General features: G+C 72.7%; 17 protein-coding genes and 1 pseudogene. 10 read left to right on the forward strand and 8 right to left on the reverse strand.

Annotated elements, in window-relative coordinates; all coding sequences use genetic code 11:
• The first annotated feature begins 33 nt into the window (after nucleotides 1-33).
• The 6 genes from SVTN_RS01445 to SVTN_RS01470 all read left to right on the forward strand — a co-directional run bounded on the left by SVTN_RS01445 (nucleotide 34) and on the right by SVTN_RS01470 (nucleotide 9,589).
• Nucleotides 34-273 carry a hypothetical protein gene (locus tag SVTN_RS01445; protein ID WP_041133411.1) on the forward strand — a complete coding sequence of 80 codons (240 nt, stop codon included), beginning with the start codon at nucleotides 34-36 and terminating at the stop codon, nucleotides 271-273.
• 185 nt (nucleotides 274-458) lie between these two features.
• The gene (locus tag SVTN_RS01450; protein ID WP_041127445.1) at nucleotides 459-1,265 is read left to right on the forward strand and encodes a biotin/lipoyl-containing protein; all 807 of its coding nucleotides are present in this window, start codon (nucleotides 459-461) and stop codon (nucleotides 1,263-1,265) included.
• 200 nt (nucleotides 1,266-1,465) lie between these two features.
• Nucleotides 1,466-3,592 (forward strand): NHLP family bacteriocin export ABC transporter peptidase/permease/ATPase subunit, encoded by a 2,127-nt coding sequence (locus SVTN_RS01455; protein ID WP_281192706.1) that lies wholly within the window; start codon nucleotides 1,466-1,468, stop codon nucleotides 3,590-3,592.
• 1 nt (nucleotide 3,593) lies between these two features.
• The gene (locus SVTN_RS01460) at nucleotides 3,594-6,548 is read left to right on the forward strand and encodes an NHLP bacteriocin export ABC transporter permease/ATPase subunit (RefSeq protein WP_041127446.1); all 2,955 of its coding nucleotides are present in this window, start codon (nucleotides 3,594-3,596) and stop codon (nucleotides 6,546-6,548) included.
• 61 nt (nucleotides 6,549-6,609) lie between these two features.
• Nucleotides 6,610-7,551 carry a class A beta-lactamase gene (gene bla, locus SVTN_RS01465; protein ID WP_041127447.1) on the forward strand — a complete coding sequence of 314 codons (942 nt, stop codon included), beginning with the start codon at nucleotides 6,610-6,612 and terminating at the stop codon, nucleotides 7,549-7,551.
• A gap of 220 nt (nucleotides 7,552-7,771) precedes the next feature.
• Nucleotides 7,772-9,589, forward strand: a complete 1,818-nt coding sequence (locus SVTN_RS01470) for a glycoside hydrolase family 15 protein (RefSeq protein ID WP_041127448.1) — start codon at nucleotides 7,772-7,774, stop codon at nucleotides 9,587-9,589.
• Between the two features lie 33 nt (nucleotides 9,590-9,622).
• Here SVTN_RS01470 and SVTN_RS01475 read toward each other — a convergent pair whose 3' ends face one another.
• The 3 genes from SVTN_RS01475 to SVTN_RS40830 all read right to left on the reverse strand — a co-directional run bounded on the left by SVTN_RS01475 (nucleotide 9,623) and on the right by SVTN_RS40830 (nucleotide 13,361).
• Nucleotides 9,623-10,303, reverse strand: a complete 681-nt coding sequence (locus tag SVTN_RS01475; protein WP_041127449.1) for a class I SAM-dependent methyltransferase — start codon at nucleotides 10,301-10,303, stop codon at nucleotides 9,623-9,625.
• 171 nt (nucleotides 10,304-10,474) lie between these two features.
• Nucleotides 10,475-12,076 (reverse strand): M4 family metallopeptidase, encoded by a 1,602-nt coding sequence (locus SVTN_RS01480; RefSeq protein ID WP_041127450.1) that lies wholly within the window; start codon nucleotides 12,074-12,076, stop codon nucleotides 10,475-10,477.
• 301 nt (nucleotides 12,077-12,377) lie between these two features.
• Complete coding sequence (locus SVTN_RS40830; protein WP_159026405.1) at nucleotides 12,378-13,361, reverse strand: LysR family transcriptional regulator; 984 nt, start codon at nucleotides 13,359-13,361, stop codon at nucleotides 12,378-12,380.
• A gap of 353 nt (nucleotides 13,362-13,714) precedes the next feature.
• On the opposite strand from SVTN_RS40830, the gene SVTN_RS01490 reads away from it, so the two are divergent.
• From SVTN_RS01490 to SVTN_RS01500, 3 genes are all read left to right on the forward strand, one after another.
• A complete protein-coding gene (locus SVTN_RS01490) occupies nucleotides 13,715-15,109 on the forward strand; it encodes an MBL fold metallo-hydrolase (protein WP_041127451.1) in 1,395 nt (464 codons plus the stop codon).
• A 122-nt stretch (nucleotides 15,110-15,231) separates the two neighbouring features.
• Complete coding sequence (locus tag SVTN_RS01495) at nucleotides 15,232-15,804, forward strand: rhodanese-like domain-containing protein (RefSeq protein WP_041127452.1); 573 nt, start codon at nucleotides 15,232-15,234, stop codon at nucleotides 15,802-15,804.
• Nucleotides 15,801-16,688 carry a sulfite exporter TauE/SafE family protein gene (locus SVTN_RS01500; protein ID WP_041127453.1) on the forward strand — a complete coding sequence of 296 codons (888 nt, stop codon included), beginning with the start codon at nucleotides 15,801-15,803 and terminating at the stop codon, nucleotides 16,686-16,688. Before SVTN_RS01495 ends, SVTN_RS01500 begins: the two co-directional genes overlap by 4 nt.
• A gap of 232 nt (nucleotides 16,689-16,920) precedes the next feature.
• Here the strand turns inward: SVTN_RS01500 and SVTN_RS01505 are convergent, their stop codons facing one another.
• Entirely contained in the window at nucleotides 16,921-17,352 is a 432-nt protein-coding gene (locus SVTN_RS01505) for a DoxX family membrane protein (RefSeq protein WP_041127454.1), read from the reverse strand.
• A gap of 62 nt (nucleotides 17,353-17,414) precedes the next feature.
• Here SVTN_RS01505 and SVTN_RS01510 point away from each other — a divergent pair, with 62 nt between their 5' ends.
• On the forward strand, nucleotides 17,415-18,113 hold the full coding sequence (locus SVTN_RS01510; RefSeq protein WP_099055152.1) for a helix-turn-helix transcriptional regulator: 699 nt from the start codon (nucleotides 17,415-17,417) through the stop codon (nucleotides 18,111-18,113).
• 80 nt (nucleotides 18,114-18,193) lie between these two features.
• On the opposite strand, the gene SVTN_RS01515 is transcribed toward SVTN_RS01510, so the two are convergent.
• The 4 genes and pseudogenes from SVTN_RS01515 to SVTN_RS45090 all read right to left on the reverse strand — a co-directional run bounded on the left by SVTN_RS01515 (nucleotide 18,194) and on the right by SVTN_RS45090 (nucleotide 25,085).
• Nucleotides 18,194-18,865, reverse strand: a complete 672-nt coding sequence (locus SVTN_RS01515) for a DUF4232 domain-containing protein (RefSeq protein WP_041127456.1) — start codon at nucleotides 18,863-18,865, stop codon at nucleotides 18,194-18,196.
• 139 nt (nucleotides 18,866-19,004) lie between these two features.
• Nucleotides 19,005-19,235: pseudogene (locus tag SVTN_RS01520) on the reverse strand (IS5/IS1182 family transposase); the annotation flags it as partial.
• 100 nt (nucleotides 19,236-19,335) lie between these two features.
• The gene (locus tag SVTN_RS01525; protein ID WP_245727413.1) at nucleotides 19,336-24,417 is read right to left on the reverse strand and encodes a hypothetical protein; all 5,082 of its coding nucleotides are present in this window, start codon (nucleotides 24,415-24,417) and stop codon (nucleotides 19,336-19,338) included.
• Nucleotides 24,418-24,551: 134 nt separating this feature from the next.
• Nucleotides 24,552-25,085, reverse strand: coding sequence for an NADase-type glycan-binding domain-containing protein (locus SVTN_RS45090; RefSeq protein WP_245727414.1), 534 nt, complete (start codon nucleotides 25,083-25,085; stop codon nucleotides 24,552-24,554).
• Between the last annotated feature and the right edge of the window lie 116 nt (nucleotides 25,086-25,201).

The raw sequence follows: 25,201 nt of genomic DNA on the forward strand, positions 1-25,201 counted from the left end.
ACGGATTCCCCCCATGAACGAAGGGTGCGCATCATGCGTCACGACCTTGAGACCGCTGAGATCTCCGACGCCGACCTCGACGCCGTTTCCGGTGGTCTCGTCACCATCTCCGGCGGCCTCGCCGGCGCTGTGACCGGCGACGTCACCAACATCCTCGGCACCGTCGGCTCCCTCCAGACGGTCCAGGGCGTCGAGGGCCTCGCCGCCGGCGTTCCCGGCCTGGTCTCCGGCATCGCCGGCGTCTCGGTGAACGCCGGCATCGCCGGTCTCTGAGCCGAAGAGCCGAAAAGCCGAAAGGTCAAGCGGCCGAACGGCCGAACAGGCCCATAGGCGGGTAGTTGAATGACGGTCGTGGATCCCGGAGCCGGTTCGGTTCCGGGATCCACGGTCGCCTCTGAGATCGACCGCGGATATTCGACCGCGGGAAAAGTTGCAGAATGCAGTCGAAGGAATAGTCCGTGCAGTTCCGCCGCAATGCGCTTTCCAAGCTGCAATCGCCCGAAGAACTCGACGTGCCCGTGCGTTTCGCGCGCCCGCAGGGCCGCCTCGTGCTCGCCGTCACCGTCGTCGTCATGGCCGCCGCGGGCTTCTGGGCCCTCACCGGTTCGGTGACGTCCAAGCTGACCGCCCCCGGTCTCCTCACCCACGGCGAGGGAACGTATCTCCTCCAGAGCCCCGTCGCCGGTCAGGTCACCGAGGTCCTCGTCGAGGAGGGCCGGTCCGTCGCCGCCGGCGCGCCCCTGCTGACCGTTCGTACGGAGCGGGGCGACCGGCCCGTCCGTGCCGTCGCCGGCGGCCGCGTCACCACCCTGTACGCCAGGCTGGGTTCGGTCGTGACCACCGGTGCCGACGTGGCGACCGTCGAGCGCGTGACCGACCCGGCCGCCCCCTTGGTGGCCGTCCTGTACCTGCCGGGCGACAGCGCCGCCACGATCCGCGCGGGCGCCCCGGTCGACCTCGGCGTCCAGTCCGCCCCGCGCGACCGGTTCGGCGTGCTCCACGGCCGGGTCACCGCCGTGGGCCGCACCCCCCAGACGCAGGCGCAGCTCCGTTCCTTCCTCGGCGACGGCGGGCTCGCCGCGCAGTTCTCCCGGCAGGGCGATCCGGTCGCGGTGCTCGTGGCCCTGGACCGCTCGGCCGCCACCGCCTCCGGATACGCCTGGTCCTCCACGGACGGGCCCCCGCACGCCCCCGTCTCCGGCACGCCCGTCACCGGCTCCGTCCACCTCGCCGCGCAGCGCCCCGTCGACTGGCTGCTGCCGTGAGCGGCTCGCGGGCGGCCTCCCCGGAGCGGGCCCGGTCCGGCGGCAGGGCGCGGGGCACGAGCCGCAGGCTCCCGCCCGCCGATGCATCCCGACGCCGTACGCCCGCCGACGCGTCCCGACGCCGTACGCCCGACGGCCGTCCCCGGCGCCGTACTCCCGTCGCCAAGGGCAGGCGGCCCCGGACCGTCCGCACGCCCACCGTGCTCCAGATGGAGGCGGTCGAGTGCGGCGCCGCCGCCCTCGCGATGGTGCTCGGCCACCACGGCCGCTTCGTCCCCCTGGAGGAGCTCCGCATCGCCTGCGGCGTGTCCCGTGACGGGTCCCGGGCCGGCAACCTGCTCAAGGCGGCCCGTGGTTACGGGCTCCAGGCCAAGGGCATGCAGATGGACCTGGCCGCGCTCGCCGAGGTCCGCGCCCCGGCCGTCCTGTTCTGGGAGTTCAACCACTACGTCGTCTACGAGGGCACGGGCCGCCGCTTCGGCCGCCCCGGCGTGTACGTCAACGACCCCGGCAGCGGCCGCCGTTTCGTCCCCATGGAGCAGTTCGACACCAGTTTCACCGGCATCGTGCTCACCTTCGAGCCGGGTCCCGGTTTCCGCCGCGGCGGAAACCGGCCGGGTGTCCTCGCCGCCCTGCCCGCCCGGCTGCGCGGCACCTCGGGCACGATGGCCGCCGCGGTCGTCGCCAGTCTTCTCCTGGTGGCCGTCGGCGCGTGGGTGCCGGCCCTGAGCCGTACGTACATCGACGTGTTCCTCATCGGGAACCAGACGTCCCTGCTCGGGGTGGTCTTCGCGGCGATGGCGACGGCCCTCGTCCTCACCGCGGTCCTCACCGGTCTCCAACAGGCCAATCTGCTGCGCGGGCGCATCATCGCGTCCACCCTGGGCAGCGCCCGCTTCCTGCGGCATCTGCTCCGGCTCCCACTCGCCTTCTACGCCCAGCGGAACCCCGCCGACCTCGTCCAGCGCCTCCAGTCCAACGACGCCGTCGCCGAGACCCTCGCCCGCGACCTGGCAGCGGCGGCCGTCGACGCGGTCGTCGTCCTGCTCTACGCAGTACTGCTGTGGACGTACGATCCCCAGCTCACCGTCGTCGGCGTGCTGATCGCCCTGCTCAACGTCCTCGCCCTGCGCGTCGTCGTCCACGTGCGGGCCACCGGCACGCAGAAGCTGCGTGCCGAGAGCGCCCGACTGACCAACACCGCGTACAGCGGACTCCAGCTCATCGAGACGATGAAGGCCACCGGCGGCGAGGACGGTTTCTTCCGCCGCTGGGCCGGGCAGCACGCCACCACCCTCGACGTGCAGCAGCGGCTCGGCGTGCCCAGCGCCTGGCTGGCGGTCGTCGCGCCGACCCTCGCCGCGCTCAACAGCGCGCTGATCCTCACGATCGGCGGTCTGCGGGCCGTGGAGGGGCACCTCACCGTCGGACTGCTCGTCGCCTTCCAGGCCCTCGTGACCGGCTTCACCGCGCCGATCACCCGGCTCAACGGCGTGGCGGGCCGCATCCAGGACTTCGCCGCCGACGTCGCCCGACTCAGGGACGTCGAGGACTTCCCCGTCGACCCCGTCCACACCCGGCGCGCCCCGCACGCCCCCACCCGTCGCCTCACCGGCCACGTCGAGCTCGAGGGCGTCACCTTCGGCTACAGCCCCCTCGACGCCCCGCTGCTCAAGGACTTCTCACTCACCGTCGGCCCCGGGCAGCAGGTCGCCCTGGTCGGCGGCTCCGGCAGCGGCAAGTCCACGGTCTCGCGGCTGATGTCCGGTCTCTACGCGCCGTGGGAGGGCGCGATCCGCATCGACGGGATGCGCCTGGAGGACATCCCGCGCAGTGCCCTCGCGGCCTCCGTCTCCTTCGTCGACCAGGACGTGTTCCTCTTCGAGGGAACCGTCCGCGACAACGTGGCGCTCTGGGACCCCTCCATCCCCGACGAGGCCGTCGTCGCCGCCCTCCAGGACGCCGCCGTGTACGACGTGGTCGCCCGCCGCCCCGGCGGCATCCGCAGCCGCGTCGAGCAGGACGGCCGCAACTTCTCCGGCGGGCAGCGCCAGCGCCTGGAGATCGCCCGCGCCCTGGTGCGCCGCCCCAGCGTCCTGATCCTCGACGAGGTGACCAGCGCCCTCGACGCGGCGACCGAACAGCTCGTCATCGACAACCTGCGGCGGCGCGGCTGCGCCTGCGTGGTCATCGCCCACCGGCTGAGCACCGTGCGCGACAGCGACGAGATCGTCGTCCTCGACCGGGGCACGGTCGTGGAGCGCGGGCGCCACGAGCAGCTCGTCGCGGCGCGGGGCGCGTACGCCGACCTGGTCAAGGAGCACTGACGTGACCCTCCCCCAGCCGCCCGCCGGTCTCGCGGGCGTACGGCACGGCGGCGGCGCCCCGGATCCGGTCGTCGCGGCCCTGGGCGCCCTGGGCACCGCGGTCGACTGCGCCGGTCTGGGCAGCCTCGCCCTCGAAGGCCCGCACGTGCTGTGGCTCGTCGTGGACGGTGCCGTGGACCTCTTCGCCGTCGACGCGGCGCGGCTCGGGCCCTGGCACTTCCTGGGCCGCCTCGAAGCGGGCACGCTGCTGCTCGGCCCGGTCGACGGTCCCGCGCACACCCTGATCGGCCGGCCCGCGCAGGGCTGTCTGCTGCGCCGGATCGAGCTGCGCGAACTGCACGAACCGGCGTACCCGGCCGGTCAGTGGTACGGGGAGCAGGGGTACGGAACTCAGGGGTACGGGGAACAGGGGTACGGCGGCCAGTGGTACGAGGGCCAGTGGTACCAGGACCAGGGCGCGTACGGCATGCCGGCCGAGGTTCCGCTCAGCCCCCTGGAGCACGCCTTCTCGCTCGGCATCGGGCGCGGGCTGCGCGTCCTGTACCAGGCGGCCCTGGACGGCGGCCCCGGCGACTCCTCCGGCGCGGCCGACGACGACGTCCTCTGGATGCAGGTCGCTCCCGGCAGCGTCGTGTACGGAGCCGCGTACGAGAGCGCTCACGGCAACGGGGCCGGCACCCTGCTCGTCGACCCCGCGGCCTGGCAGGGCATGGTCGACCAGCAGTACCGGCTGCTGTACGCCCTGGACGACTGGATCGAGCAGCTCGAACGCGACCACGAGGACCGCGCGGCCGCGGGGATCGAGGCGGGTAAGGCGGCCCGCACGCGCGCGGACCGCACCCTGCTCGCCTCCATCGGCCGCTCCGGCGGCCCCTCCTCGGCGGAGCGTGCGGGCGACGACGCGACCTATGCCGTGTGCCGGGCCGTCGCCGACGAGGCGCGCATCGCCCTCGCGGAACCGGCCGCCGTCGACACGGAGACCGGACTCCTCGACCCCGTCGAACGCATCGCGCTGGCCTCCCGGATCCGCACCCGGGGCGTCCGGCTCGGCGACGGCTGGTGGCGCGAGGACAGCGGCCCCCTCGTGGGCCACCGGGCGGCGGACGGAACCCCCGTCGCCCTGCTGTGGCGGCGCGGCCGGTACGTGGCCCTCGACCCCGCCACCGGCGAGCGGGAGCGCGTCGGCCGGACCTCCGCCGCGGCGTTCGCGCCGCGCGCCGTCATGTTCTACCGGCCGCTGCCCGACCGGCCGCTGGGCCTGCTGCGCCTGCTCCGGTTCAGCGTCCGGGGCACCCGGGCGGAGCTCCGCGACCTCCTCCTCGGCGGGCTCGTCGCGGTCGCCCTCGGCTCCCTCGTCCCCGTCGCCACCGGCAAGGTGCTCGGCGCGTACGTACCCGCCGCCGAGACCGGGCTCATCGTCCAGGCCGGCCTCGCGATCATCGCGACGAGCATCGTGTCGGCCGCCTTCATGCTGCTCCAGAACACCGCGATCCTCCGCATGGAGGGGCGCATCGAGGCCACGCTCCAGCCGGCCGTCTGGGACCGTCTGCTCCGCCTGCCGACGACGTTCTTCACCGGCCGCTCGACCGGTGAGCTGGCCGGCGCCGCCATGGGCATCAGCGCGATCCGCCGGATCCTGTCCGGCATCGGTCCGGTGGTAGTCCAGGCGGGCACCGTCGGCACGGTCAACCTGGTGCTGCTCCTCGTCTACAGCGTGCCCCTGGCCCTCGTCGCACTCGCCCTGCTGCTCGCCACGGCCGCGGTCTTCCTGGGCCTCGGTCTCTGGCAGCTGCGGTACCAGCGGCAGCTGATCCGGCTCGGCAACAAGCTCGACAACCAGGCCTTCCAGACCCTGCGCGGTCTGCCGAAGCTGCGCGTCGCGGCGGCCGAGAGCTTCGCGTACGCCGCCTGGGCGGGGCAGTTCGCCCGTACCCGTGAGCTGCACCGGCGCGTGGGGCGGATCAAGAACGTCCTCGCGGTCCTCGGAGCGGTCTGTCTGCCGCTGTGCACGCTGGTGATGTTCGCGCTCCTGGCCGGTCCGGCCCGCGGCACGCTGTCCGCGAGCGAGTTCCTCACCTTCAGCACCGCCGTCACGATGATGCTGTCCTCGGTCACGCAGCTGACCGGCGCGCTGCTCTCGGCCGCCGCCGTACAGCCGATGTTCGAACAGATCAGGCCGGTGTTCCGGGAGACGCCCGAGGTCCGCGCCTCCAGCGCCCCGCCGGGTGAGCTGACCGGGGCGATCGAGGCCGAGAACCTGTCCTACCGCTACACCGAGGACGGCCCGCTGGTCCTCGACGGGGTCAGTCTCCGGGTGCGGCCGGGCGAGTTCGTCGCGATCGTCGGGGCCAGCGGCTGCGGCAAGTCCACCCTCCTGCGGCTGCTCATCGGCTTCGACCGGCCGGTCTCCGGCACCGTCCGGTACGACGGGCAGGACCTCGCGGCGCTCGACCAGGCGGCCGTGCGCCGCCAGTGCGGCGTCGTCCTCCAGAACGCCCAGCCGTTCTCCGGTTCCGTCCTCGACTGCATCCGCGGCGCCGGGACGTACCCCCTGGAGGACGCGTGGGCCGCCGCGGCGATGGCGGGTCTGGCCGAGGACATCAAGGCCATGCCCATGGGCATGCACACGATGCTGTCCGACGGCGGAGGCACCGTCTCGGGGGGCCAGCGCCAGCGGCTGATGATCGCCCATGCGCTCATCCGCAGGCCCCGCGTCCTCTTCTTCGACGAGGCGACCAGCGCCCTGGACAACGAGGCTCAGCGGACGGTGATCGAGTCGACGCGCGCCCTGAACGCGACCCGTGTCGTGATCGCCCACCGTCTGTCCACCATCATGGACGCGGACCGGGTGATCGCCCTCGCGGACGGGCGCATCGTTCAGGAGGGCACCCCCGCCGAACTCCTCGCCGACACGACCGGGCTCTTCCACGAACTGGTGCGGCGTCAGCTGGGCTGAAACCGGACCGGCCGTCGGGGCGTGTACACGTACGACAGTGATCATCTCCGAAGGAGACACCTTGTACGTCAACGCAGCCGGCCCGTCCCGCCGTACCGCGCTCGCCCTGGGCGTCGGCACGGCACTCACCGCCGCGCTCGCCCTCGGCGGCGGCACCGCGCAGGCCTTACCGGAGACGGGCGGCGTCGTCGCGCGGCTGAGGCGCCTGGAGCGGGAACACACGGCGCGGCTCGGTGTGTTCGCCCGTGACATGCGCACGGGCAGGACGGTGGCGTACCGGGCGGACGAGCGCTTCCCGATGGCCTCCTTGTTCAAGACGCTCGCCGCCGCGGCCGTCCTGCGCGACCTCGACCACGACGGGGAGTTCCTCGCCCGGCGCATCCACTACACCCAGGCGTACGTCGAAAGGTCGGGCGTCTCGCCGGTCGCGGAGCTCGCCAAGAACGTCGCGGGCGGCATGACCGTCGCCGAACTGTGCGACGCCACCATCCGCTTCAGCGACAACACCGCCGGCAACCTGCTCCTCAAGGAGCTGGGCGGCCCCACCGCCGTCACCCGCTTCTGCCGCTCGATCGGGGACCGCGTCACGCGGCTCGACCGGTGGGAGCCCGAGCTCAACTCGGCGGAGCCCTGGCGGGTCACCGACACCACCAGCCCGCGCGCCATCGGCCTCTCCTACGCCCGCCTCGTGCTCGGCGACGCGCTGGAGCCCCACGACCGCGCGCGGCTCACCGACTGGCTGCTCCGCAACACCACCAGCACCGAGAAGTTCCGCCGCGGCCTGCCCCCCGAATGGCTCCTCGCCGACAAGACCGGCTCCCCGCGCCACGGCGGCGCCAACGACGCCGGCATCGCCTGGCGGCCGGACGGCACGCCGATCGTCCTCTCCGTCCTCACCACCAAGGCCGAGGAGGACGCCCCGACCGACAACCCGCTGGTGGCCGCGACGGCCGCGCTCCTGGCGGAGGAGCTCGGCGGAGGGGTCGTACACGGGGCTCCGTGAACCGGGCCCACGGGATGGGGTCACGGCCTTCGGCGGCCCGGGGGTCATGACGACGGCATGACGTCCACGCGGTGGGCCGGGTCCCGCCGGCGGAGCGGGGCGCTCGGCGACCGGCCGTCGGGCGCCCTGTTCGGCGCAGCCCCGATGGCCTCGGGTGCCGGCCGGGCGGAGGGTGGGGGCTGAGGACCGCCCGCCGCCCTGAGTCACGAGGACGCCGCCGATGCACCGCTACCCGCCGATCGCCGACCACGGCCTCATCGGAGATCTGCAGACGTGCGCGCTGGTCTCCGCCGAGGGCGTGGTGGACTGGTTCTGCTCGCCCCGTTTCGACTCGCCCAGCGTCTTCGGCAGGCTGCTCGACCACGAGCGCGGCGGCCACTTCTCGATCACCGTCAAGACGCCGGGCACGACGGTGCGCCAGCTGTACCTGGCCGACAGCGCGGTGCTGCTCACCCGCTTCCTCACCCCCGACGGGGTCGGTGAGGTGGCCGACTTCATGCCGCTGGCCGCCGACCCGACCGTGCCCTCCGACCGGCACACCCTGATCCGGGTGCTGCGGGTGGTCCGCGGCACGGTCCGCTTCACGGTGGAGTGCCGGCCGCGGTTCGACTACGGCCGGGAGGAGCACGAACTGGTCCTCGACGGCACCACCGCGCGCTTCACCGGCGCCACGGTCACCGCGCACCTCCAGGTGCTCGGCACCGTCGCGTTGCGGCGCGACGGCGCGGACGTCCACACCGAGGTGGAACTGACCGCCGGTCAGCGCGCCGCCGCCGTGCTCACCCTGGACGCGCCCGGCGCCGAGCCGCCCGCGCCGGCGGACGAGGCGAGCCTGCGGGCCTCCTTCGGCGCGGTCCGCTCGTTCTGGCACGAATGGATCGGCCGCTGCCGCTACCGCGGCCGCTGGCAGCAGCAGGTCAACCGTTCGGCGATCACGCTGAAGCTGCTCACGTACGCCCCGTCCGGCGCGCCGGTGGCCGCGGCCACCATGGGCCTGCCCGAGCAGGTCGGCGGGGAACGCAACTGGGACTACCGGTACACCTGGATCCGGGACGCCTCGCTGTCGGTGCGCGCCATGGTCGACCTGGGCTTCACCGAGGAGGCGGACGCCTTCCGCCGCTGGCTGGGCGCCCGGTTCCGGGCCGGTGGGACGGTCAGCGGCGAGCCGTTGCAGATCATGTACCGGGTGGACGGCGACCCGCACCTGGTCGAGGAGGTCCTCGACCATCTGGAGGGCTGGCGCGGCTCGGCCCCGGTCCGCGCCGGCAACGGCGCCGCCGACCAGCTCCAGATGGACATCTACGGCGAGGCCGTCTACGCCTTCGCGCACGCGCCCGACCTGACCCAGCTGGCTGGCTACGACGGCTGGCAGCGCTTCGCCGCCGCGGTGGACTGGCTGTGCGAGCACTGGGACCGCCCGGACGAGGGGATCTGGGAGACCCGCGGCGGCCGCCAGGACTTCACGTACAGCCGGGTGATGTGCTGGGTCGCCTTCGACCGTGCGGTGCGGATGGCCGTCGACTTCAGCCGCCCCGCCGACCTGCCGCGCTGGACCGCCGCCCGGGACGCGGTGCTGCACCAGGTGATGGAGCACGGCTGGTCCGCCGAGCGGCAGGCCTTCGTCCAGCACTACGGCAGCGACGTACTGGACGCCTCGCTGCTCCTGATGCCGGTCACCGGCTTCATCGCGCCCCGCGATCCGCGCTGGCTGTCCACCTTGGACGCGATGGACGGCGAGCTGGTCTCCGACAGCCTGGTCTACCGCTATGACCCGGCCGCCTCCCCCGACGGCCTGCGCGGCTCCGAGGGCACCTTCTCGCTGTGCAGTTTCCTGTACGTGGACGCGCTGGCCCGGGCCGGCCGCCTCGAACAGGCCCGGTATGCCTTCGACAAGATGCTGACGTACGCCAACCACGTGGGACTGTTCGCCGAGGAGATCGGCCCGACGGGCGAACAACTGGGCAACTTCCCCCAGGCCTTCACCCACCTCGCGCTCATCACCGCCGCGATGACCCTCGACACGGCGCTGGACGGCTGAGCCGGGCTCGGGGGCTCAGCCGGGCTCGGGGGCTCAGCGCAGTCGGCGCGCGCGCAGCACCAGGTCGTGGGTGTGGTGCGCGCCGGCCCCGCCCTCGGGTGCCACGCGGGGGCGCTGCTCGTCCACCTCCACCTTCCAGTCCTCGTCGAGCAGTGCCGCGACCATCGAGGGCCAGACGTAGTCGGCCGGGTCGAATCCACCTTCCTCCGGCTGTCGGGTGTCCATCCCCGCGTGGTGGACGAGCAGCAGCACGCCGCCGACCGCGACGGCCGAGAGCAGGGCGCGTTCGGCGGCGGCGTCGGCCGTACGCAGCAGTGCCGGGTACTGCGCGGAGACCAGGTCGAAGGAGGCCGGCGGGAGCGCCGCCTCCGTGAGGGCGGCGTGGACCCAGCGGACGGCGACGCCGGCGTCCCGCGCGTGCCCGGCCGCCCGCTCCAGCGCCACGCCCGAGACCTCGAGCGCGGTCACGTCCCAGCCGCCGCGCGCGAGCCAGACGGCGTCGGCGCCCTCACCGCAGCCGACGTCGAGCACGCGGCCGGGGGTGAGCCCGGCGACCTCGGCGACGAGCGCGCCGTTGGGCCGGCCGCTCCAGAGCTGCTGCCGGTCGGCGTAGAGGTCGTCCCACTTCGCCCGCACCGCGGGGTCTCCGACGTATCCGTCGGCGGGCGAAGGGGCGGGGAAGGCGGGCGGTCCCGCTGCGTGGTCGTCGGTCATGGGCCCACCGTCGCCCACGCCGTCCCGGTCACGCCACTGCTGTTGCCGGTCCGGCAAACGGCATGTTCGCGTTCTGATGCCCCTGACACTCCTCGGGCCCCGTCGTCGCGACGGGGCCCGGGAGGGTGATCCGGGGCGGACCGGCCCCGGATCGGCTGGTGCGTGGGTGCGTCAGAGGACGTTGACCGCGGTCCAGGCCGCTGCCACGGTGGCGTACTCGGGGCTGGTGGCGCCGTACAGGTCCTTCGCCGCGCTCAGGGTCGCGGTGCGGGCGCCCTTGTAGTCGGTGGTGGAGGTCATGTAGACGGTCAGCGCCCGGTACCAGATGGCGGCGGCCTTCTGGTTGCCGATGCCGGTGACGGTGGAGCCGTTGTACGTCGGGCTGTTGTAGGTGACGCCGTTGATCGTCTTGGTGCCGCTGCCCTCGCTGGCGAGGTAGAACCAGTGGTTGCCGACGCCCGAGGAGTTGTGCACGTCGAGCCGGCCGACGGACTTCGACCAGTAGTCGGCGGAGCGGCCGTCCAGGGAGGGCTTGTCCATGCGGCGCAGCCACGGCGGGGTGGACTGGTCGCTGAAGAGGTAGTCGGGGGTGTCGACGGCGTTGTTGGCGTACCACTCGACCATCGTGCCGAAGATGTCGCTGGTGGCCTCGTTCAGGCCGCCGGACTCACCGCTGTAGCGCAGGTTGGCGGTGGCCGAGGTGACGCCGTGGGTCATCTCGTGGCCCATGGTGTCGAGGTCGACCTGCTCGGGGTCGGTGGTGCCGTTGCCGTCGCCGGTCATCATGCAGAAGCAGGCGTCCGACCACTGGGCGTTGTCCCAGTTGGTGCCGACGTGGACGAAGACGGTGGCGCCGCGGCCGTCGTTCTTGATGCCGTTGCGGCCGAAGGTGGTCTTGTAGTAGTCGTACGTCTTCGCGGTGTTGGCGTGGGCGTCGACGGCGGCGGTGGCGCGGTCGGTGGAGAACTTCTTCCCGTCGCCCCAGATGTTGTCGGCGTCGGTGAACAGCGTGCCGGAGGAGGCGTTCAGCGACGAGGACGAGACGTTGTGCGCGTCCTTGGTGATGTGGCCGCGGGTCGGGTCGATCAGGGCGAAGGTGCCGTTCGCCTGCAGCGTGGTGTCGAGGGTGATGTCACCGGTGTACTCGGAGTGGCCGGTGCCGGTGGCCTCGTGCTCGACGTCGTAGTTCTCGATCGCGGCGCCGGTGGTGGCGTCGGTGACGAAGACCTCGCCGTGCGGCTGGCCCTTGTCGCCCAGGCCCTGCACGGTGGTGCGCCAGGCCAGGCGGGGGGTGCCGTCGGCGGCCCAGACGATCAGCTCGGGGGTGGACTCGGCGTCGCGGACCAGTCCGTTGGAGCGCTTGAGGGCGCCGGCCGCGGTGCCCTTGGCGTCGGTGGTGGGGGTGACGGACTTGACCGCCACGCCGTGGGCCTTGGCGTGGGTGGATCCCTTGAGCGAGCCGTCGGCCTTCTGGTGGACGACGAAGTCGCCGCCGACGACGGGGAGGCCGCGGTAGGTCCGCTCGAAGCGGACGTGCTGGGTGCCGTCGGCGTCGATCACGACGTCCTTGACGTGGAGCTTCTGGCCCGCTCCGAAGCCGAAGGTGGCGGCGTTCCGGGTCACGTTGGCCTCGGCCCGGGCTATCGCCGTGTCGCGGACGGAGGTGCCGTGCTGCACCGCGTCGGGCTGCGAGTACGCCGGTACGGCGACCGCGCCCGTGGTGATGACGGCGGCGGCGACCATCGTGGAGAGGGCAAGGAGGGAACGGGACATGACGGGGCGTTTCCTTCGCTCGTCGTGGGGGGTGACGACGTCCTGGGACGTTGACGCGAAGTGTTCACCAGGTGACATGTTCCTGACGCGATCCCATGTGGGCTACAACTGTGGAGTTATACGGTGCCGCGCACGGCGGCCCGGACGGTCGCCCGCGAGTTGTACGGGGCGGGGACCTCGGAGTCGTACGGTGCGGGCGACCGCGGCCCGGACGGGCACCCGCAAGTTGCACGGCGCGGGGAACCACGGCCCGGACGGTCGCCCGCAAGTCAGACGGTGCGGCGCACGGCGCCCCGGACGGTCACCCCTCCGCGGCCCCGAGGGCGAACTCCTCGCCGCCGTCCTCCCACCAGGCCAGGTACTGCGGCCGCTGCCGCACGAGCGACAGATACGCGGCCAGCAGGCGCTCGCCCACCGCGTCGGCGAGCTCGGCCGGGACCGATGCCGTGTTCCAGGCCAGTTGCAGCCGCCGGTGGAACGGCACGTCCACGAGCGGCCGCAGCACGGTGCCCTGGGCCGGGACATCGGCGCTCGGCCATACGCCGCAGACCGCCCGCCGGCCGGCGACCAGGATCTGCGCCACGGACAGGTCCGGCGTCACGTGCGCGATCCGCGGGGTGAATCCCGCCGACTGGCAGGTGAGATGGAGGTAGGCGTGCACACCGCTCTCGTCGGCCTCCGGCATGACCCACTCCTCGTCCCTCAGTTCGCGCAGGCTGACGCTCCCCTGGCGTGCGAGGGGGTGGTCCTCGGCGAGCAGGACGAAGACCGGCTCGCGCAGCAGCGTGCGCGTGACCACCGATTCGCCGACCGGAAGGGGGAAGCCCGGGAACTCCCCGAAGACCGCGATGTCGCATTTCGACTGGCTCAGCGCTTTCACCAGGGTGTGTACGGATCGGCGGGCGTCTATGCCGAGCCGGCGTTCCGGAACGAGCTCGAAGAGGGTGGAGACCAGCAGCGACACCAGGGGGCCGGCGGTTCCGCCCGCCCGGAGCGGCGAGGCGGTCCCCCGGTCCGCCTCGGCGGCCGATCGGGCGTGCTCGCGCAGCCGGTCGAAGCCGACCACGAGGTCACGTGCGCAGCGCAGGACGTACTGACCGGTCTCGTTCGGTTTCACACCCTCGGCGCTGCGGGTGAAGAGCGGGCCGCCCAGCTCGTGCTCGATCCGTTTCAGCTGGGCGCTCGTGGCGGGCTGGGAGAGCTGCAGCCGTGCGGCGGCTTTGCGGATGCTGCCGGCCTCGGCGACGGTGAGCAGGACGCGGAGGTGGCGGAACTCGAGGTGCATGAACATTCCCCGCTCAGGGCGGAGGGCCGCTTGCACCCCCCGTGACCAGCAGTACCGGCTGCCCGAGGGCATGGTGACCAAGATTCCGACGGGCGCGTCGGGGCGGCAACCACGGGACGGCAAAATCTGCGTGCTCATGCCACGGTTCCGCACCGGCATCGCGCCGCCGGTCGCGTGGACGAGGACTCTGCGGTGCGGCCGAAGTGCGCATTCGCCTGTGACGCTGAATACCCAGGGGGGTATTTGACTTCCCTGTGACGCCACTTTACGGTCGAGAGGAGAATACCCACGGGGGTATCCGGATCCAGGGATGCCCCGCTGCGTGACGCAGGTCTTCCGATGAAGGGATCGCCGTGTTCTTCGCCCAGTACTACCTGGACTGCCTGTCCCAGGCGTCGTACATGATCGCCGACGAGCGCACGGGGCAGGCGGTGGTCGTCGACCCCCGCCGGGACGTCTCGGAATACCTGGCCGACGCCGCCGCGCACGGCTTCAGGGTGATCGGCGTCATCAACACCCACTTCCACGCCGACTTCGTCGCCGGCCATCTGGAGATGGCGGACGAGACCGGCGCCTGGATCGGTTACGGCCGCCACGCCGAGACCGAGTACCCGATCCGCGAGCTCGCCGAGGGTGAGCGGATCTCCCTCGGCGACGTCGCGCTGGAGATCCTGGAGACGCCCGGGCACACGCCGGAGTCGATCAGCGTCCTCGTGTACGAGCGGGCCGGCGACGAGGTGCCGTACGGCGTGCTGACCGGCGACGCGCTGTTCATCGGCGACGTCGGCCGCCCCGATCTGCTCGCCTCGGTGGGCGTGACCGCCGAGGAGCTCGGCGCGATGCTCCACGACAGCGTGCAGAACAAGCTGATGGGGCTGCCGGACGAGGTGCGGGTCTTCCCCGCGCACGGCGCCGGATCGGCCTGCGGCAAGAACCTGTCCGCGGAGAAGCAGTCGACGATCGGCGAGCAGCGGGCGACCAACTACGCCTGCGCGCCGATGGGCCGCAAGGAGTTCGTCGCGCTCGTCACCGCCGGCCAGCCGGCCGCGCCCGGGTACTTCGCGTACGACGCCGAGCTCAACCGCAAGGACCGGGCCCGCTACGACGCGTCGGCACCCCGTCCGCTGGCGCTCGCCGAGTTCACCGAACTGCGGGCCGCCGGCGCGATCGTGGTGGACGCACGCGACCCGCAGGAGTTCGCGGCCGGGCACCTGCGCGGCGCGGTGAACGTGCCCGCGGACGGCCGCTTCGCCGAGCAGGCCGGCACCGTTCTCCACCCGGCCGCCGAACTGCTCGTCATGGCGGCGCAGAACCGGGAGGAGGAGGTCGTCACCCGTCTCGCCCGGATCGGCTTCGACCGGGTCGTCGGCTACCTGCGCAACCCCGAGGACGCCCTGGAGGCCCTGGCCGGCGAGGTCTCCCCCGCGAGCCGGGTCACCGCCGCGCACCTGCGCACCGCCCTCGCGGGAGAGCGGCCGCCGGTCGTCGTGGACGTGCGCACCTGCGGTGAGCGCGAGGCGAACGGGTTCATCGAGTCCGCCCTGCACATCCCGCTCGGCGAACTCCCGCACCGCACGCACGAGCTGCCCGCCGACCGGCCCCTGGTCCTGCACTGCGCCGGCGGCCACCGCTCCTCCATCGCCGCGAGCCTGCTGCGACAGCGCGGCTTCCAGGACGTCTCCGACATCCTCGGCGGATACGCCGCCTGGGCCCTGTCGGCGTCGACGGCCGAGCCCGTCGGCGCCTGACCGCCGCGCCCCCGCCCCTCCCCCGTAGCCCTGTAACCCCGTAGCCCCGTCGCCCACCGGGGCCCCTCACAACCTCTTACATACCCCCCTGGGTATCAACGTCCGACGTGGAATGGAATCCCATGAGCACCACCCCCTCCCTCTCCCCCGCCGTGCTGCACCGGCTCGTCCGGGAAGGGCGCGCCCCGCGCCTGCTCGACGTCCGCACGCCGGGTGAGTTCCGTACGGCGCACATCCCGGGCTCGTACAACGTTCCCCTCGACACCCTGCGCGAGCACCGTGCCGAGCTCCTCGCCCACCTCGACGAGGACGTCGTGCTCGTCTGTCGCTCCGGGGCGCGTGCCGCGCAGGCCGAGAAGGCCCTGGCCGAGGGCGGCCTGCCGAACCTCCGCGTCCTGGAGGGCGGCATCGTCGCCTGGGAGACGGCCGGCGCGCCCGTCGACCGGGGTCCGGAGCGGTGGGACATGGAGCGCCAGGTCCGGCTCGTGGCCGGCTCGATCGTCCTGGCCACCGGCCTGATCGGGGTGTTCGTCCCGGGCGCCCATCTGATCGGCACCGCGATCGGGGCCGGCCTGACCTACGCGGCCCTCAGCAACTCCTGCGCCATGGGCGTGCTGCTGTCCAAGCTGCCGTACAACCGCGGGCCGCGCCCCGACATCCGCACGGCGATCGCGGAGCTGCGGAGCGCGTCGTGACCGTCCTGGTCGTCGCGGCGTCCCTGCTCGTCGGTGTCAGCCTCGGCGCCCTCGGGGGCGGCGGCTCGATCCTGACCGTGCCGATCCTGGTCTACCTGGCCGGGCAGGACACCAAGGAGGCGATCACCACCTCCCTGTTCGTGGTCGGCGTCACCAGCCTCGCCGCGCTGGTCCCCCACGCCCGGGCCCGCCGGGTCCGCCTGCGGACCGGGCTGCTCTTCGGCGGATTCAGCATGGCCGGTGCGTACGGGGGCGGGCGGCTCGCCGAGTACGTTCCGGGCACGGTCCTGCTCGTCTCCTTCGCCCTGATGATGCTGGCCACGGCGGCCGCGATGCTCCGCAGGCCCCGGCCCGGCCGGGAGGAGCCGGGGAGGGAGGAGCCGGGAAGGGAGGGGCCCGGGCGGGTCCGTGCCGAGCCGCCCCTGAAGCGCATCGCGGTGGAGGGTCTCGCCGTCGGTGCGGTGACGGGTCTTGTCGGCTCCGGCGGCGGTTTCCTCGTCGTCCCGGCGCTCGCCGTCCTCGGCGGGCTGCCGATGGGCGTCGCGGTCGGTACGTCGCTCCTCGTCATCGGGATGAACTCCTTCGCCGGGCTCGCCGGGCACCTCTCGGGCGTCGGGATCGACTGGGCTCCGGCCCTGACCGTGACCGCGGCGGCGGTGGTCGGCAGCCTGGTGGGCGGCCGGCTCGCGGGCCGCATCCCGCAGGACACGCTGCGCACGGCGTTCGGCTGGTTCGTCGTCGTCATGGGTGTCTTCGTCCTCGCGCAGCAGCTGGACACCGCCGTGTGGACCCACCCGGCCACGTGGGCGGTACTCGGGACCGCCCTGGCCGGCGGGGTCACCGTCCGGCTGTGGCGGGCCTCGGCCGCGAAGAGCGCACCGTAGGGCGGTCGTCCACGCGGCCCGTACGAGCGCCGGCTCGCCGCGCCGGCGGCCCTGACCGCCGGGGAGACGGCCCACCTGGCGGCTCGGCTCGCCGATCCGGATGCGGTGGTCCAGGAGGCGGCGTACACCGCGGTCCTGGGCTGACGCGGGTTTCAGCGCGCCGGGCCGGTGCGGGTTTCAGCGCGTCGGCACGGGCGGGTGGCACCGTCGGAGCGCCGCCCGCCCGGACCGGTCAGCGCCGCTGGACGTGGTAGCGCTGGGCGAGGCGGGCGAGCGCGACGGCGCCGAGGAGCAGCCCGAAGTCACGCAGCGCGATGTCGTAGTACCCGGGGACGGTCAGCAGGTCGACGATGATGCCGGCCAGCCAGCCGGCCACGAGCCAGCCACCGAAGCGGGGAGCGAGCGCCACGGCGATTCCGGCGACGATCTCGATCACGCCGACCGCGTACATGGCCTGCTGGGCGCTCCCGGGGACGATGTCGTCGATCCACGGCGCGAGGTAGGTGGGCCAGTCCACGAGCAGGTTCGCGAACTTGTCCAGACCGAAGAGGATCGGCGCCACCGTGAATCCGGTGCGGAGGATCAGGAAGGCCTGGTAGCCGGGGTCGGCGAGCGCCTCACGCCGCCGGGTGGCGGAGCTGGTGCTTGTGGTGACGGAGAACATGACCCCCTCCTTCTATCGGCAAGGTTCATTTCCTATAGAAGACCCCTCCCGTTCTTTAGTCAATGGCTGTGGGTTTTACACTGGTGTCCGTGGCCACCTCGAAGGAAGTACGCGACCCCGACGTCTCCGCCGTCGCCGCCCTCGACGAGCCGACCCGCAGGAGGCTGTACGACCACGTGGTGCGCCAGTCGGGCTCCGTGAGCCGGGACGAGGCCGCCGCCGCTCTCGGGCTCGCCCGCAAGACCGCGGCGTTCCACCTGGACCGGCTGGCCGACGAATCGCTGCTCGACGTCGTCTACGAACGCCGCAGCGGGCGCTCCGGTCCGGGTGCGGGAAGGCCCGCGAAGCTCTACCGGCGCTCGACGAGGCAGGTCGCGGTCAGTCTTCCGGACCGCCGCTACGAGCTGGCCGGACGGCTCCTCGCCCAGGCGGTGGAGGAGTCCGACGCGACCGGCGAACCGGTACGGGCGGTGCTGCACCGCAAGGCCGAGGAGCTCGGCACACAGCTGGGCGAGCAGAACCGGACGGACGTCTTCGAGCTCCTCGAGCGGTACGGATTCGAGCCGCGCCACGAGGACGACGCCATCGTCCTGGCCAACTGCCCCTTCCACGCCCTGGCCCGGGAGCACACCCGGACGGTGTGCGGCATGAACCTCCACCTGTTGCGCGGTGTCCTCAAGGGCATCGACGAGACCGGGATCGAGGCGTGCCTGGCGCCCGGCCCCGGACACTGCTGCGTCCGCCTGCAGCCGGCCGCGTGACCGGCGCGGGAAAGCAGTGAGCCTCCACCGTGCGGTGGAGGCTCAGGAGGAGGATCCGGCTGTCGACCACCGGCTGCCGGCTACAGGCTCAGCGCGTCCTCGGCGTTGTCCATCCAGGCGGTGACGGAGTTGTCGTCGGAGACGTTCAGACCGGGCGTCGAGGCCTTGAGCGGCACCTGCTTCAGGTCCGACTCGGTGTCCATGGTCATCGCGATCGAGGAGACCGTCTTGCTCTTGGGGCCCTTCAGGCCGCCCATGAGTCCCGCGTAGGCGGACTCTCCCGGGGCGAGCCGGATGGCCTCCTCGATGCCGGGGGCCGTGCCGCGCTGGGTCGCATGCCCGTCCAGGTCGCCGAAGGTCACGATGGGGTGGCCGAGCACCCGGCACGGCTTGCCCGTCTTGTTGGTGATCTTCAGCAGGTAGCTGCTGGTCGTGGGCTCGGCCAGGTTCGCGGTGAACGTCAGGTCGTAGGTGCTGCAGGGGAAGACGTCGTAGTCCGGATCGGTCGACGGCGAGGCCGTCTTGCCGGACTTCGACGGCTTGGCGGGCGTCGAAGGCTTGGCGGGCGTCGACGGCTTGGCGGACGGCACCGGCTTCGACGGCGTGGACGGGGCGGCGGTGGCGGTGGCGGGGGGAGTCGTGGTCGGCACGTCGGTGCCGCCCGCGGCTCCGTCCTCGGAGGGCCCGCAGGCGGTCAGGGCCAGTGCGGACACGGCGACGAGGACGACGGCTGCTCTGCGAACGGTGCTCATGGCGGTACTCCCCCGAATGACAGCGCACGAACCGCGCTGTGGTGAACACCAGGTTCGCGCGCCTGCTTCACGGTTCTGTGACGACGTCTTACCGAATTCACCACGATCGCCCTCCCGGAGTCCGTGGGCCTTTCCAACCTCACGCTGGTGCGTGGTGAAGGACGAGGACGGCCTTCACGAAGTCGGCGATGCGGTTCGTGCTGCACCGGAGCTTCCGCAGGAGACGCCAGCCCTTGAGGCCGGCCTCGGCGAGCGCGCCGACGACGCCGTGGGCGCGGGCGGCGGTCAGGTCATGGGGAGAGCCGGGCAACGCGGGTGAGGCCCCCAACAGCCGCCCGAAAGGGTCGGTGAGGACCTGGACGTTCATGCCAGCCGGCCCAGCAGGGCAGAACATGGTTCCTGAAGGAAGAGGCGTCGCCTCGCAGCGTGTGGGGTTCGACGATGCGGGCGGGGGGCGAGGGCACGGGGCGCTATGCGGGCGGCGGTGCCACCGTCGGGCGGAGGCCCAGGTGGTTGTCGTCGTCGCGGAGTTGGTTGCCCTGGGTGGTGAGCATCTGGTGCGCCATGGGTTCCGGCATGCGGATCACGACCGGGCGGGAGAGGGTCGTCTCGCGGGTCGCCGTGGAGGTGTTGCCGGTGCGGACCCGGTCGGCGACGTGGGCGACCGCCCTGATGTCAAGGGTGAACTGAACCAGGACCGACTTCATCTTCGGCTTGTGGACCGGCATCGAGCCGGACGCGTTGGCCGTGGCATCGGTCGTCCCGCCCGAGCCGCCCGTGTTGCCCATCAGCTGGTTGAGGCGGAACTGGTCGGCGTTGAGGACCCCCGCGCCGGTCATGCCACGGGCCGCCCTGCTGTGGTCGGCCGAGCTCTGGCCGTCCCGCTGGGTGGGGCGCAGACCCTCCGGATGGCTCTGGCCGATCGTCTCGAAGGCCATCTTGTCGCCCACGCCCAGGACCCGGCCGTTGCGCAGGCGCGCATGCAGGGAGGCCCGGAGGTTCTGGCCCTCCGCACCGGAGGCATGCACGGGCGGCAGGTCGACGCCGGCGGAGGTGAGAAGCGGCAGGGCGGCGATCATCCACTCGGTGGAGACCGCCTCGTTCAGTGCGTAGGCGGCGGCCTGGCCCTTGTCGCGGAACCGCGCGCCGCCGCCCGCCTGCCGGACCACGGACGTCAGCAACTGCCGTACCTGTGTGACCCCTTGGAAGCCGTTGACCTGGGCCTCCATCGGCAGCCGGGCACCGCTCGCGCGCCAGGCGCCCAGGTCGGCCGGGGCCGCCGGGTCGGGAGCACGCGAGCCACGGGCGACCAACGGCACGTCCTGTGACGGGAGTTCGGCACGGGAGAGCGCGTCCAGGTCGGTGCGCAGGACGCGATGGGTCAGCGCCAGGTTGTCCAGCAGGGCGAGCGCCACCTGGGTGTTTCCCCGGTACAGTTCGAGGCTCGCCCGGACCGGCACGCGGATCTTCGCCACCGCCGCCGAACTGGCGTCCGCGACCGTCTTCATGCCGAGCTGGCCCCGGCTCACGGCACCGCCGCGTCGCGACGCGCCGGACGAGAGGCCGAGGCCCGCCGCGCCGCCGGTGCTCTTCAGCTTGCCCGAACCACCGTCGGGTTTGCCGGATCCCGCGAGGACGCCCTCGACGCCGGTCGTCGTGCCCTCGTCGTGGGAGGTCGCCTGCTGGGCCACGGCCGAGGTGATGTACTCCATGTCCCGCCGGTCCGTCGCGTCGCCCTCGTACTCGCCGTCCCCCACCCGATCGACCTTGAACACCGCCCAGTACGGGGTGTTGCGGCCGTCGAACAGCTCGACGGTGACGCCGCCGTCCATGGCACCGGACAGCAGTCCGGCGGAGCCGTCCCGGTCCAGGACGCGGAGCAGGCGCTGCACGTTGTCGTTGCGGTCGTCGAGCTGTCGCCGGGGCAGCAGCGTGTCGGCGAGGTCCTGCTGCTGGTTGAAGGCGAGACGCGAACGCAGTTGCCCGAGCAGCGGTACGAAGTTCGGGAGGTCCTCGATCATGCCGAATCCGAGGGGGAGTTCGCGGCGGAACCCCGGTCCCGTAGGGGCCGTCCAGAAACTCTCGTCGTCACTCTCGTCCTGGACGGCCTGTTCGGCGGCCGTCCGGAAACTCTCCGCGTCGCTCTCGTCTCCTGCGGCCGTGTCCGGTTCGGCGGCGTCCAGCCCCGCCTCCCGCCGCAGTTCCTGCGGAAGCTGCGCCTCCGTCAGCCACACCCCCGCCGCGGCCGGGAGGGTCTGGGCGCCCTTCGCCACGTAGGGGCCGCCGCCGGTCACCTTGACCTCCGCCACCATGGTGACCAGCACGTCGCACTGGACCAGATACAGCGGGGCCTTCTTCGGGGTGTGGGCGTTGCGCTCGACCGTGCCGGACAGGGCGTACGACCGGGAGTCGCCCTCGCTCGTGGTGCGGAACGTCGACAGGCCCTGCCCGGCACGCCACGTGGTGCCGCTCTCCGAGCCGGTGACGCCGAACTGCACGGTGCTGCTTGCTCCTTGGCCCGACTGTCCGGCGGACTGGTGGCCGCCGAGCACGAAGGTCTCGGTGCCCGGGCCCTCGCCGGTGTGCACGAACCTGGGGTTGGCCAGGGCCAGCCGGGTGCCGACCGCGCCGTTGAGGGCGGCGAGGCGACGCGGGTAGCGGAGGTTCTTGACGACCCAGCCGGAGGACGAGGCCTGCCGCAGCGCCGCCTGGACGGCTCGTTCGCCGAACCGTTCCTCGATCGCCAGCCGTGGCGCGAGTCCCTCGGTCGCCAGCGCCGGGTCCTCGCGCAGGCGGCTGTTGCGAGCGGCGGCCTTGGACAGCAGCGCGAAGGCGAGGTCGCGGACGGGCTGCCCGTCGACGGTCTCCACCAGCTGCCAGTCCCGCAGCAGGGATCCGGTGGCCGGCTCGGGGGCGAGCGTGGCCAGGTCACCGATGCCTTCGGCGGCCACGTCGGTGGCGGGTGCCGGTTCCGCACGGTCCCCGAGCGCCGCGTCGGCCCGGTCCTTGCCCTCCTGGTCCAGGGTGAACTCGGTCGGCGTGAGCAGCCGTACGTCCTGGCTGCCCAGGTTCATGTACGTCAGCGTCTCGGCCTCCGGCACGTCCCGGCCCGGGCTGCCGACTGTGAGGCCGCGGGCGAGCTTGCGGGGCCGGGAGGTCATGGTGGCCTCCACGTCGAGGTGCAGGGCCGCCCGGAAGGCACTGGCGGTGTCGGAGCCGTTGGCGACGACGTCCGTACGACCGGTCGTGCCGGCCTGGTTGCGATGCGAGCCGGAGCTGTGCTTCTCGTAGCGGACCCCGGCGGTCAGGATGCCGGGGACCAGCCGGGCCTGGCCGAGGACCAGACCGCCGATCGAGCGCGAACTGCTGCGCCCGCTCTGCGCGTTGGCTCCGACAGTCGTGTGGCTGCGCACCGACCAGTCCTTGATGTCGCCTTCGTAGGCGGTGTCGCTCAGCGTGCCCCGGACGAGGATCTGCACGTCGTGGGCGTGCATGGTGGTCTTGCGGCGCAGCCGTACCCGGATGCCGGTGGACAGCAACTGGTCCTTGTTCACCCGGAGGCTGGTCTCCGAGAGTGCGGTCATCAGCTCGCGGTGGTTGCGCCGCTGGGTCTCGGCCTCCTCGTCGCTGGTGCCGAGGGCGGGCGCGGTGGTGCCGAACGCGGGGAGGTAGCCCGCCAGTCGGGGGTCGGTGGCGAACATCTGCTGGACGGCCCGCACCATCGGGCCGGTGTCGACCTGGCTGAGTGCGACGCTGGATCCCCTGCCGTCGTAAGGGAGATGGCGCTCGACGTTCTGTTCGTCGCCGTTCTCATCGGTCCGCGTCGGCTTCTTGATGAACTCCTCGGCCGTCATGCCCAGCGGCAGCGGCAGCCCGAAGGACTGGGCCTCGTCGGCGCGGAGGCTGATCCACACGTTCATCGTGTGGACGGCGACCCGGGTCTCCGGGTGCAGGATCGCCTGGACCGAGCGCGGGCCCGTGCCCTCCGCGGTGAACGTCACGGTTCCGAAGTAGAGCGCCTTCTCGCCCCGGACCTCCGCGCCCTGGCGGCCGGCGACGCTCTGTTCGGCCACGGTGAAACGCGCCTTGCGGGCCGCCGCGACAGGCATGGCGGTGGCCCGTACGACGGCCGCGTTGGAGGCCGCGCCGACACCGATCGCCGGGCCCAGACCCGCCTGGACGGCCCGCCCCTTGCCGGCGCTCTCGGTGACCGCCGTCTGGCCGTGCTGGTGCGTGCGCAGCTGAGTCTTGCCGGTGCCCCAGGCCGGGGAGAGACCGGTGACCGCGGCGCGCAGCCGGTAGCTGCCCGCCGTCTTTCCGTCCTTGGAGTACAGGTCCTCGCCGACCACGCCGTCGCGCAGCAGCCGGGGCAGGTCTTCCAGGACGGTGGCCGTGGAGGTCATGTCGTACAGCCGCCCGCGTCCCGGTGCGCCGGGGGCGGTGAGCGAGGGGTGCAGCACGGAGGCGACGGCGTCGAACAGCCCGCGGCCGGTCTGGTGCGGGGCCGCGTCGTCGGCGACCGCGACCGGTGCCAGGGAGTCGGCGAGGGAGACGCGCCGGACGGTGTCCGCGGACACCGGCGTGGGCGGGGCGGGCGCCTCGGTGCCGACCGGGACCAGGTGTTCGGTCGGCACTCGCTGGGTGAGCGTTCCGGAGTCGCCGAAGGTCTGCGCGTCGTCGGCGCCGTGCCGCTGGACACGGACCTCGTAGCGGACCCTGCGGTGCACCTCGACCGAGCCCTTGTCGCTGCGCAGTACACGCGGTTCGGCCACGTTCGTCTGCCGACGGGACTCGCGGGAGGACTGCCAGGGCTGGGCGTTGCCGGTGGCGGCGCCGCCGAGCCACAGGCCCGGGGCGACGGGCGCGAGCCCGAAGGCGAGGCCGCCGGCGCCCTTGCTGGAGGATCCGCCGCTCGAACTGCTCACGGTGGCTGATGAGTTGTGGTGGACGTCGAGCTTGGTGTCCTTGCCCTGGGGGTCCTCGAGCAGGGCCTGCGGCACACCGTCGGTCCCCTGCGAGGCGGCGGCCAGCAGGTCCCCCGGCTGGAAGACGGGCGGCTTGTCGTCGGGGGCCCGGGAGATCGCGACGGTGACGTCGTACCACTCCCTGCCCGTCCGGCCCTCGACGGCGAAGGCGCGGCCCTGTCCGAAGAAGCTCTCCGGCCGTCCGGCCAGTTCGTCCGAGATGTCGGCGACCGTGCCGTCGGCGTGCCCGACGACCGCGGACACCGCGTGCCGGACGAACTCGTGGCCGGTCAGTCCGTAGGTCGAGGAGAGGCCGCCCGCCTGGAGGTGCATCAGGTACGACGGCAGCACGAAGCCCGTCTCGGTGCGCTCCTCGATGCCCGGCAGGGCGGGGCGGGCGCTCTGGTTCCGGGTCCTTCGCACGGCCCGTGAGGTGGCCGCGTTGCCGGCGGTGCGCTGAAGGGACAGCAGAGGGTGCGCGACGCCGGAGGCGGAGGCGAGGGCGGGTGGCGGGGCGGGGCGGGACGTCTGGGTCGCCTGCTCGGACGCACCGGTCCTGCCGTCCCCTGACTGCTGCCGTTTCCACACGGGACCAACGTAACCATGGGCGGGACGGGACGCGGCCTCTCCTCCAGCTCCCGGCGGATTCGCCGTCCCCACTCCATCGATACGTCAACTCCCGTATGCCACAAGGCCATTCGTGGAGCGGGACGGCGCCGGGTTCAGCTCCGTTGGAAGAACTCCACCTCCGCCAGCGCCAGATGACGTCCCCGGGACAGGTCGACGGGTGAGCGCAGTGTCAGGCGTACCGTCTTCGCGTCGCTGATCCCGGTCTGGATCGTCTGCGGGCCCGGCTTGTCGCTGAGGGTGAGCTGCTCGTCGTGCCGTGTGCCGTCGGCCGTCGTCACCTCCAGGTCGACCTGGAGGGCGCGGGCCTGGCGGGCGTACGCCTCCGGGGACGTGGACGCGCCGTTGGTGATGATCAGGTCGACGAGGCGGAACGGCTCGCGGAAGGTGTACGTCACCGAGGCGCCCGGTCCGGGGGCACCCCAGTACTTGTCGTTCAGCCCGTCCGTGGTGTTCGTCGCGGGGTGCCCGGGGAGTGCGCCGCTCGCCTTGATGTCCACCGGGGTCACGGGCGTGGCCTTGCCCAGTTTGTCCCGGGTGTCCTCCCACAGGGCGCGTCCGGCGGGGAGCAGGAAGAGTCCGGCGGCGCACAGCGCGACCACGACGGCGAGGATCACGATGAGCCGCACGCCCCGCCCCGAACCCGCCCGAACCCGACGCCGGAACGGCCACACCGTCCGCCACCACGGCAACGGCGCGGCCTTCTCCACCGGACTCAACTCCGCAGCACACCGCCGGCAGAACT

It is taken from the genome of Streptomyces vietnamensis, from assembly GCF_000830005.1.
In the GTDB taxonomy this organism is placed as follows: Bacteria; Actinomycetota; Actinomycetes; order Streptomycetales; family Streptomycetaceae; genus Streptomyces; species Streptomyces vietnamensis.

Coding starts and splice junctions, on each gene's coding strand:
- SVTN_RS01515 (WP_041127456.1), bottom strand. CDS start 18,865: ATGAGCACCGTTCGCAGAGCAGCCGTCGTCCTCGTCGCCGTGTCCGCA.
- SVTN_RS01475 (WP_041127449.1), bottom strand. CDS start 10,303: ATGACCGACGACCACGCAGCGGGACCGCCCGCCTTCCCCGCCCCTTCG.
- SVTN_RS01445 (WP_041133411.1), top strand. CDS start 34: ATGCGTCACGACCTTGAGACCGCTGAGATCTCCGACGCCGACCTCGAC.
- SVTN_RS01480 (WP_041127450.1), bottom strand. CDS start 12,076: ATGTCCCGTTCCCTCCTTGCCCTCTCCACGATGGTCGCCGCCGCCGTC.
- SVTN_RS01505 (WP_041127454.1), bottom strand. CDS start 17,352: ATGTTCTCCGTCACCACAAGCACCAGCTCCGCCACCCGGCGGCGTGAG.
- SVTN_RS01495 (WP_041127452.1), top strand. CDS start 15,232: ATGAGCACCACCCCCTCCCTCTCCCCCGCCGTGCTGCACCGGCTCGTC.
- SVTN_RS01510 (WP_099055152.1), top strand. CDS start 17,415: ATGGCTGTGGGTTTTACACTGGTGTCCGTGGCCACCTCGAAGGAAGTA.
- SVTN_RS01470 (WP_041127448.1), top strand. CDS start 7,772: ATGCACCGCTACCCGCCGATCGCCGACCACGGCCTCATCGGAGATCTG.
- SVTN_RS40830 (WP_159026405.1), bottom strand. CDS start 13,361: ATGCACCTCGAGTTCCGCCACCTCCGCGTCCTGCTCACCGTCGCCGAG.